Raw genomic sequence first — 7,689 nt, forward strand, 5'->3', positions numbered from 1 at the left:
AAACGATAGCCAAAGCGCATCGGCTCCAAGGAATGGATAAAGCCCGAACGCAAAGCCAAGGCGCACAGGATACATCGAAATCACCATGACGACTAGCGGCCAAACCACATAACCGTTGGCACGCATGGTGCCAAAGAATACTTGCGCGATGCCAAAAAAGATAAAGCCCCATGTCGCCATCAACTGGATATGGCGCCCAATCGGCACTGCAGCGCTGTCACTACCAAGGAATAGCTCCAAAATAGTCTCATCAAAAATGCTTAATACCCCAATCATAGCGCCCGTCAATATCACGTTAAAGATAAGCCCCCAGCGCGTGATGCCCGCCACACGGTTCCATTGATTGGCACCGATGTTTTGCGCAACCATGGCACTGGCAGCTGCACTGAGCGCCATTGCTGGCATCTGCACATAGGTCCAAAGCTGCTGCGTTGCGCTATAAGCGGCCGTGGTTTGTACGCCCTCGCGGTTAATGAGCGATAGCATCGTTAATGCTGCTGATGAGATAACAATCATCTGCAGCCCCATCGGCAGACCCTTTGAAAACATCGAATTCAAAATCTCTTTGTCTGCGCGTAAAAAACGCAGCTCGGGCAGCTTAAGTGTCAGCACAGAACCGCGCAAATACATAGTGACAATCATGCCAATCAGCGCCAGCGCGTTGGCGACAGCAGTTGCAAAAGCCGAGCCAAAGATACCCCATTCAGGAAAGGGGCCGATACCCAAAATCAGCACCGGCGTCAAAATCAGGTCGATAATCACCGAAATAATGATAAACCAAAGCGGCGTGGTAGAGTCGCCCGTTCCGCGCAGCGCCATCATGATTAGCGTAAAAGTTAAAGTGACCGGCATGGCTACAAAAATCATCCGCAGATAGGTCAGGGCAAGCTCTACCGCACTTGCTGGCGTACCGAGCAGCTCAAGTAGCAACGGCGCAAATATCCAGCCGATTGCCGACACCAATATACTGATAGGAATGATACTACCCAGCGCCGTGCCCATGGTTTTTTTCACCATCGTGTCGTTACGGCGCCCCATAGCTTGACCAATCAAAATAGTCGCCGCCATACCAAAACCGAAAACGAAGGAGATGAGGATAAACATCAAGATGTTGCCGTTTGCCGTCGCAGCCAGCGCTTCTTCCCCTAAAAACCGACCTACCCAGACGGCATTAATCGAGCCGTTCAACGACTGCAAGGCTGATGAGCCAAGGGTTGGCAGAGCGAAAAGTAGCATGGTTTTGGCAATCGACCCTTGGGTGAGGTCACGGCTTTTAGCAGTAGAGGTAGTTGTTTTACTCAATGTTTATCCTTTTTTGCCATCCAAGTTGGCTGTATTTTATGACATAAAAACCCTTATTATAGATGACCTTGCCTATAGCATCTTGGTTAGACTGGTAACGTTTTTTTATATAATGTATTGATAGGTGATAGTAGGATGAAAATTAATCGATGATAAATAAAATACGGTCGAAGCCGTATAACAAAAAATTATCATACCGATATGGCACTTACTAGGTCGAAGAAGCAGAGCGCAGATTGTATGAAGAAATTAGCGCTTAAATATTATGATAAATTGTTGACTAAATAAACTAGCCTTTAATAGTCTTATGCTAAGATTGCGATTTTAACTTTTTTATCTCTATCTACCAACTATAACAAGGATGTTTCGATGCTCTTAAAACGCCTAGCTCTTGCCGCGCTTTTTAGTCTTTCTATGGTCGGTTGTACCACCGCACCTAATCAATTAGCGGTCAATACCACCCAAAAGATTGTCCAATATGAGCGCAATAAGTCTGATTTAGAAATCAAAGCGCTGACATTGGCCTCTGGCGATAAGATGGTCTATGCCGAAAATGGCAACGTGGCTGGCGAGCCGTTATTACTCATTCATGGCTTTGGCGGTAATAAAGACAACTTTACCCGTATCGCGCGTCAGTTAGAGGGCTATCATCTCATCATTCCTGATTTGCTTGGTTTTGGTGAGTCGAGCAAACCCATGAGCGCTGATTATCGCTCGGAGGCGCAAGCGACGCGCTTACATGAGTTGCTGCAAGCCAAAGGGTTGGCGTCCAATATTCATGTCGGCGGCAACTCGATGGGCGGCGCTATCAGTGTAGCTTACGCAGCAAAATATCCTAAAGACGTCAAAAGTCTATGGCTCGTCGATAGCGCAGGTTTTTGGTCAGCTGGCACTCCTAAATCATTAGAAGGCGCGACGTTAGAGAACAATCCGCTGTTGATTAAGAGCAATGAAGACTTCTACAAAATGTATGATTTTGTCATGTATAAGCCACCATATTTGCCAAAATCGGTCAAAGCGGTGTTTGCCCAAGAACGTATCAAAAATAAAGAGCTAGACGCCAAAATCCTCGAGCAAATCGTCACCGATAATGTCGAAGAGCGCGCCAAAATCATTGCCCAATATAACATTCCGACGCTCGTCGTTTGGGGTGATAATGATCAGATCATCAAACCTGAAACAGTCAATCTCATAAAAAAAATCATCCCGCAAGCGCAGGTGATTATGATGCCAGAGATTGGTCACGTACCGATGATCGAGGCAGTGGAACAAACGGCAGACGATTACAAAGCGTTTAGAAGTATATTAGAGGCGCAGCGTTAGGGATTGGTTAAAAGTATTTGTTTGAAAATAAAAAAGAAACATCAGATGCTCTGGTGTTTCTTTTATTGTCTATAAGATTTTAATGAAGTCGTTTAAGTTATAAATCTTTTACTAGACGCTCGAGCAATTCAAGCGTACTTTCTTGTCTGACCAACGCGACCCCTTGTCCTGCCCATAAAGACTGATGTTCGGCATCGAGGTTATTTTTTGCATGAGCACGCAAGTTTTTGGTCATGGCATTTAATTGTGGGTAGGGCGGTAACTCATGCGCGCTCTCAAATTGACCAAAATCGCGCAAATAGCCATTTAACAATCCGCGTGCTTGCTTACCTGAAAACAGTCGCGTCAAACATGTCTCGCTACTGCGCTTACCCAGACTGGCATCAAGTAGCGCTTGTTTATACGTATCATTAATAGCGCATGTATCGGTGGTCAAAAACGCCGTGCCTATTTGCGCCAGCTCAGCGCCAGCGGTTTGCACCGCTTTAATCGCTTGCCCCGTCATAATACCACCCGCTGCAATCAAAGGAATATCGGTGCAAGCACGCGTTTGACTAATCAGTGTCAATAAACCCAATGGATCGTTTGCGCTTTGAGGCAACCAACCACCGCGATGGCCGCCCGCTTCCGAGCCCTGAATACAGATCGCATCGACGCCAATATCTGCCCATGCTTTCGCTTCCAACGGATGATTGGCAGTACCGATAACGCGTGTGCCCAAATCCTTTAAACCCTGAACTTGCTCGGCGCTGATAATACCAAAGGTGAAGCTAACGACAGGAACGGGATTGTCGTACAGCACTTGAAGCTGCTCAGAGAAATTGAGCGCAGGGCGTTCAGGTAATGCCATGTCTATGTTGTTTTTTTCATAATACGCGTCTAACCAAGCAGGAATTTTGCTATCCAAAGTAGTAGAATCGTGCTCGGATAACACCATTAGATTGATCATAAAGGGGCGGTCGGTGAGCGATTTAAGGGTATTAATATGCTCATTTAAAACCGTTGGCGCCGTCGTCCCGCCACCTAATGACCCCAAGCCACCAAAGTTACTGACCGTTGCCGCCAGCTCAGGCGTGGTTGCTCCTGCCATTGGCGCTTGCACGATAGGATAAGTTAAATTCAGGGTCTTAAGTAAGGTCATGACGGGCGTCCTTGTTATTTTATTAGGAGATTTGCATGACTTACTTTAGCAAAGCTGAACGGTGAGCGTGTTAGATAATGTGTATTTCGTTATTCGATAAAAGCAGTAGATTTTCACTATAAAAGCGATGTTTTTCTAAGGTTAGCACCCAATAATTAAATAAAAAAAAGGTCAGCTTCCAAACCATCAAAATGACGACTAGGAAACCAACCTATTTACTTAAACTTATTGCTTAGCTTAAACGCTTAATTCAACTGCAACGACCCTTTGGCATTCATTAGCAGCTCAACCACATCATCACCACTGATGACCGTAAAGCGCTTATCGATGGCTGATTCTTCAACGCCATTATGTTTCATACAAGCGCCGCAGACCAATACTTGACCACCTTTTTCAATAAAGGCTTCGAGTAATTCGCCCGCAGGCTCAAATGGCGCACCAATATTGACGTCATCCAAGGCGTTTGGTAATGCCAAATGCACTGCATCTACCATCAAAATCACGGAAGCAGAGTGCCCTTTCTTCAGGGCAATTCCTGCCATGGTAAAGGCTAAGGTGATTTTGCTTGGGTTTGAGTCACTATTATCAAATAGCGTGCCGACATATTCCGTATTATTGACCATATTGTTTTCCTTAGTAGACTGTTTTTTATTTAAACATTATTCAGTTGAGTAAAAAACTCACTACCATCCTAACATTTAATATACTTATTTATATAATGTATTGTTAGTAAATAGTAGCTATACAGTACTTATAAGGTTACTTGGTTAAGAGGTGGTGCTTACAACTTACGAAAACCGTTGAGTTATTGGCCTTAAGCTTGCGGTGGCCACGGACGGTCAGCATCACTCACGATCCATTCTTCTACATAGCCGCTAGGCGGTAGTTCCAAATCAGATTGATTCAGCGCCGCCAATATACGAGCAGTTTCAATCACCTTGCCGCCTTCAGTGACGCCAGTACGCAGTAGGGCAGAGGAGCAAGGCTTGCCCTTGACCCACATCGATTGCTCAATATAGATCCAGCGCTCATCAAAGGCGACGATTTTGGTTTTCATCGTGACTTTTTCAAACGCGCGAATTCGTTTGCGATATTGGATGGTACTGCCAGCGACCACCAAACCCCAATGTTGTTTTAAGAGCTGTGTACCAAGCCCGCTACGAACGGCAAAGTCAGTACGCCCCATATCAAAAAGGGTCAGCACGCGACCATTATTCATCTCCAAGAAATTATCAATGTCACTCAGACGACAGCGAAAGCTAATCTCACTGGTATCTTTAAACGTTAAGGTATTGCCCTTTTTTACTTGTAGTGCGGCGCGAGCGATGGTGCTGGCATAACGAATAAATGGATACATAGAGCAATCTCATAAGGGTTAAGAGGTAAGAGTAAAGATGGGTTTATTAGAAGCTATTATTTATTAGACGACACACCAATTGACTCAAAATAAGCGCTGACGGTTTCAGGCAACCAATTGATATCAAACCTTGATTGTTTATAAAGATGCGTCGATTTGTCTTTATCCGAGTTATAACGAATAAAACCCACATGCCCGCCATGCTCAGTTTCTAAAAGCGTGACAGTATCGGAGACGTCGTTTGGCGTGGCGGTAAACCCAAGGAAAGGATCGTCTTTGGCGCTGATTAATAATAAAGGTTTGGTCACTTTTATCAAATAAGGCAGCGCCGATGAGGCGTGATAATAATGGTTATTAGAGCGGTAGCCATGGCGCGGCGCGGTAAAGATATCATCAAAGTCACTGATACGATTGACGGCTTTGATGGAGTCAATCTCATCTTTGGTGATGTCATTCGCCAAGGCTTTTTTGATAATGGGATTGAGCAGATACGGGGTATAAATACGATGACTCAAAAAGCTGTGCATACTAAGCGCCGCCGACGACATATCGACAGGTGCTGAAATCACCGCCGCGCCATCACAGAGCGCTTTGTCGCCATATTCGCCCATATATTTCGCCAGTGCATTGCCGCCTAAGGACACGCCTACCGCATAGATATGGGCAAAGTTTTTGCGCAAGTTCTCAAGCATATGATGCAGCTCGCCGGTGTCACCAGCGTTATAAAAGACGCGACCGCTCGCCGGAATACCGCCGCAGCTACGAAAGTGGGCGACGACAAAGTGCCAGCCCTGCGCATGCATCTGATAGGCCAACGCGCGCGCATAATGACTGTCGCTACTGCCTTCCATACCGTGAAACAATACGATTAATGGCGTTTGCTCAAGCTCGCCATTTTCTGCTGAGTTTATAGACTGGGCGTCTATAGGGTGCGCATCATAAAAGTCATAGGCAATATCACTTTCATCCAAGGAGTCTTTTTCGACCACGCGGCGATAAGTCGGCGTTTTTGGAGCAAAAAACTTGGGTAAAATGCTTTGTAGATGTGGATTGCTTAGCCAAAACGGCGGTTTAAAAGGGGCAGGGACAAAGGTTTTATGTGGTTTCGATGTTGGCATAAAGGTTTCTTATTTAATGGTTATATGAATGATCGTTAAAATCGTCTTTAACAATTAATGCCTTATCATACCGACGGCGGTTGCCAAAACCAATGCTTTTCAGTGAACGCTCAGTGAACGAATGATTACTCAAAAATTATAATTTACAGTGATTCTAGAACGCGCCCATCCATCGCCAGCCGCTCTTTTAAACGATCAATATCTGCTTCAGCAAGCGTCACGGTCAAGGTGACTTGTTTACTATAAGTCACATCATCAATATGACCGCCTAAATCTTCGACCACGTAGCGACACTGCGCTTCGGTGGCAAACTCAGCGATTATTTGCACTTGCGCCATCGGCACGTAGGGTAGCAGAACCATTTCATCAACAGCCGCCTGCGCAGAACCCGCATAAGCGCGAGTTAGACCACCTGCACCCAGTTTGATACCGCCAAAGTAACGCACAACGATAATAATGACGTTGCCGATAGATTTATGCTGTAAGACATTTAATATTGGTCGTCCTGCGGTACCATTAGGCTCGCCATCGTCGTCAAAACCTGCGCTGGTGGTGTTATTAGGGTCGCCAATGATATACGCCCAGCAATGATGACGTGCATCGGCATATTTTACGCGAAGCTGTTCCACGTGAAACATTGCTTGTTCGCGCGAGGTAACAGGATAGGCGTAGGCAATAAACTCAGACTTTTTAATGTCTAAGCGCGTGCTGACCGCATGTTTTAGCGTTTGATAGCTCATATTTCATCAGGTATAGGTTGGATATGGTAAACTTACTTAACTTTCACTGCCTGCCGTATTGGGCGCAGTGTTCATTTAATTTTTTATTATAGTACCACTTCTCACTGTTTAAGACAGCGGACAAGCGCGAGAGCCGTGCTTGTATGGTTGGCTTTTAATACGAGATTGGTAGTATAAAACGAATGGTAGTCAAGCGTATGCGTCTAGATAAATTTATAAGTAAAGCCACTGAGCTGTCGCGCAAAGAATCAAAGCGAATTTTGCACGCCGGTGAAGTGACGGTAAATGATGCGGTGGTCAAAGATCCAGGGCTGCATGTCGATATCGTCAACGATGAAGTACTGTGGGCGGGCGAGCCATTGTCGGTTGCGACTGGCAATCGCTATATCTTGCTCCATAAACCCGAAGGCTTTGAATGCTCTTTAAAAGCCAAGGAATATCCTATCGTCACCGAGCTAATCGCGGTACCTGAGCTTGGCAGCTTGCGTATTGCAGGACGCCTCGATGTCGATACCACGGGCGCCCTACTTATCAGTGATGATGGCAGCTGGTTGCACCGCGTGACCAGCCCTAAACATGAGCATGCTAAAATATACGAGCTCACATTAGCAAGTCCCATGGACAGCGACGCGCAAGCCAATGCGGTCAAAGAAGTGGCTGAAGGTATCCTCTTAGAAGGCGACCACGAAGAAACCAAGCCTGCTACCC

The 7,689-nt window shown here is 45.8% G+C and carries 8 protein-coding genes; 2 read left to right on the plus strand and 6 right to left on the minus strand.

What is annotated here, in order from left to right; all coding sequences use genetic code 11:
• The coding region (locus tag V7D75_RS08180; protein WP_333614167.1) for an MATE family efflux transporter at positions 1 to 1,302 on the minus strand (1,302 nt) is incomplete at its 3' end.
• A gap of 369 nt (positions 1,303 to 1,671) precedes the next feature.
• Between V7D75_RS08180 and V7D75_RS08185 the strand changes: the two genes are divergently transcribed.
• Positions 1,672 to 2,625, plus strand: a complete 954-nt coding sequence (locus tag V7D75_RS08185) for an alpha/beta hydrolase (protein WP_333614168.1) — start codon at positions 1,672 to 1,674, stop codon at positions 2,623 to 2,625.
• A 97-nt stretch (positions 2,626 to 2,722) separates the two neighbouring features.
• On the opposite strand, the gene V7D75_RS08190 is transcribed toward V7D75_RS08185, so the two are convergent.
• From V7D75_RS08190 to V7D75_RS08210, 5 genes are all read right to left on the minus strand, one after another.
• Positions 2,723 to 3,766 (minus strand): NAD(P)H-dependent flavin oxidoreductase, encoded by a 1,044-nt coding sequence (locus tag V7D75_RS08190; protein ID WP_333614169.1) that lies wholly within the window; start codon positions 3,764 to 3,766, stop codon positions 2,723 to 2,725.
• A 245-nt stretch (positions 3,767 to 4,011) separates the two neighbouring features.
• A complete protein-coding gene (locus tag V7D75_RS08195; RefSeq protein WP_333614170.1) occupies positions 4,012 to 4,389 on the minus strand; it encodes a DsrE family protein in 378 nt (125 codons plus the stop codon).
• Positions 4,390 to 4,580: 191 nt separating this feature from the next.
• Positions 4,581 to 5,123 carry an acyl-CoA thioesterase gene (locus V7D75_RS08200; RefSeq protein WP_333614171.1) on the minus strand — a complete coding sequence of 181 codons (543 nt, stop codon included), beginning with the start codon at positions 5,121 to 5,123 and terminating at the stop codon, positions 4,581 to 4,583.
• Between the two features lie 56 nt (positions 5,124 to 5,179).
• Positions 5,180 to 6,241: a YheT family hydrolase gene (locus tag V7D75_RS08205; protein WP_333614172.1), complete on the minus strand. Its 1,062-nt coding sequence runs from the start codon at positions 6,239 to 6,241 to the stop codon at positions 5,180 to 5,182.
• A 143-nt stretch (positions 6,242 to 6,384) separates the two neighbouring features.
• The gene (locus V7D75_RS08210; RefSeq protein ID WP_333614173.1) at positions 6,385 to 6,981 is read right to left on the minus strand and encodes a YigZ family protein; all 597 of its coding nucleotides are present in this window, start codon (positions 6,979 to 6,981) and stop codon (positions 6,385 to 6,387) included.
• Positions 6,982 to 7,178: 197 nt separating this feature from the next.
• Here V7D75_RS08210 and V7D75_RS08215 point away from each other — a divergent pair.
• On the plus strand, positions 7,179 to 7,689 hold a 511-nt coding region (locus tag V7D75_RS08215), incomplete at its 3' end, for a pseudouridine synthase (RefSeq protein ID WP_333614174.1).

Source organism: Psychrobacter sp., assembly GCF_036731945.1.
In the GTDB taxonomy this organism is placed as follows: Bacteria; Pseudomonadota; Gammaproteobacteria; order Pseudomonadales; family Moraxellaceae; genus Psychrobacter.

Bases quoted from the DNA above. Each gene is read 5' to 3' on its own strand.
- V7D75_RS08185 (WP_333614168.1), top strand. From the start codon at position 1,672: ATGCTCTTAAAACGCCTAGCTCTTGCCGCGCTTTTTAGTCTTTCTATG.
- V7D75_RS08190 (WP_333614169.1), bottom strand. From the start codon at position 3,766: ATGACCTTACTTAAGACCCTGAATTTAACTTATCCTATCGTGCAAGCG.
- V7D75_RS08195 (WP_333614170.1), bottom strand. From the start codon at position 4,389: ATGGTCAATAATACGGAATATGTCGGCACGCTATTTGATAATAGTGAC.
- V7D75_RS08200 (WP_333614171.1), bottom strand. From the start codon at position 5,123: ATGTATCCATTTATTCGTTATGCCAGCACCATCGCTCGCGCCGCACTA.
- V7D75_RS08205 (WP_333614172.1), bottom strand. From the start codon at position 6,241: ATGCCAACATCGAAACCACATAAAACCTTTGTCCCTGCCCCTTTTAAA.
- V7D75_RS08210 (WP_333614173.1), bottom strand. From the start codon at position 6,981: ATGAGCTATCAAACGCTAAAACATGCGGTCAGCACGCGCTTAGACATT.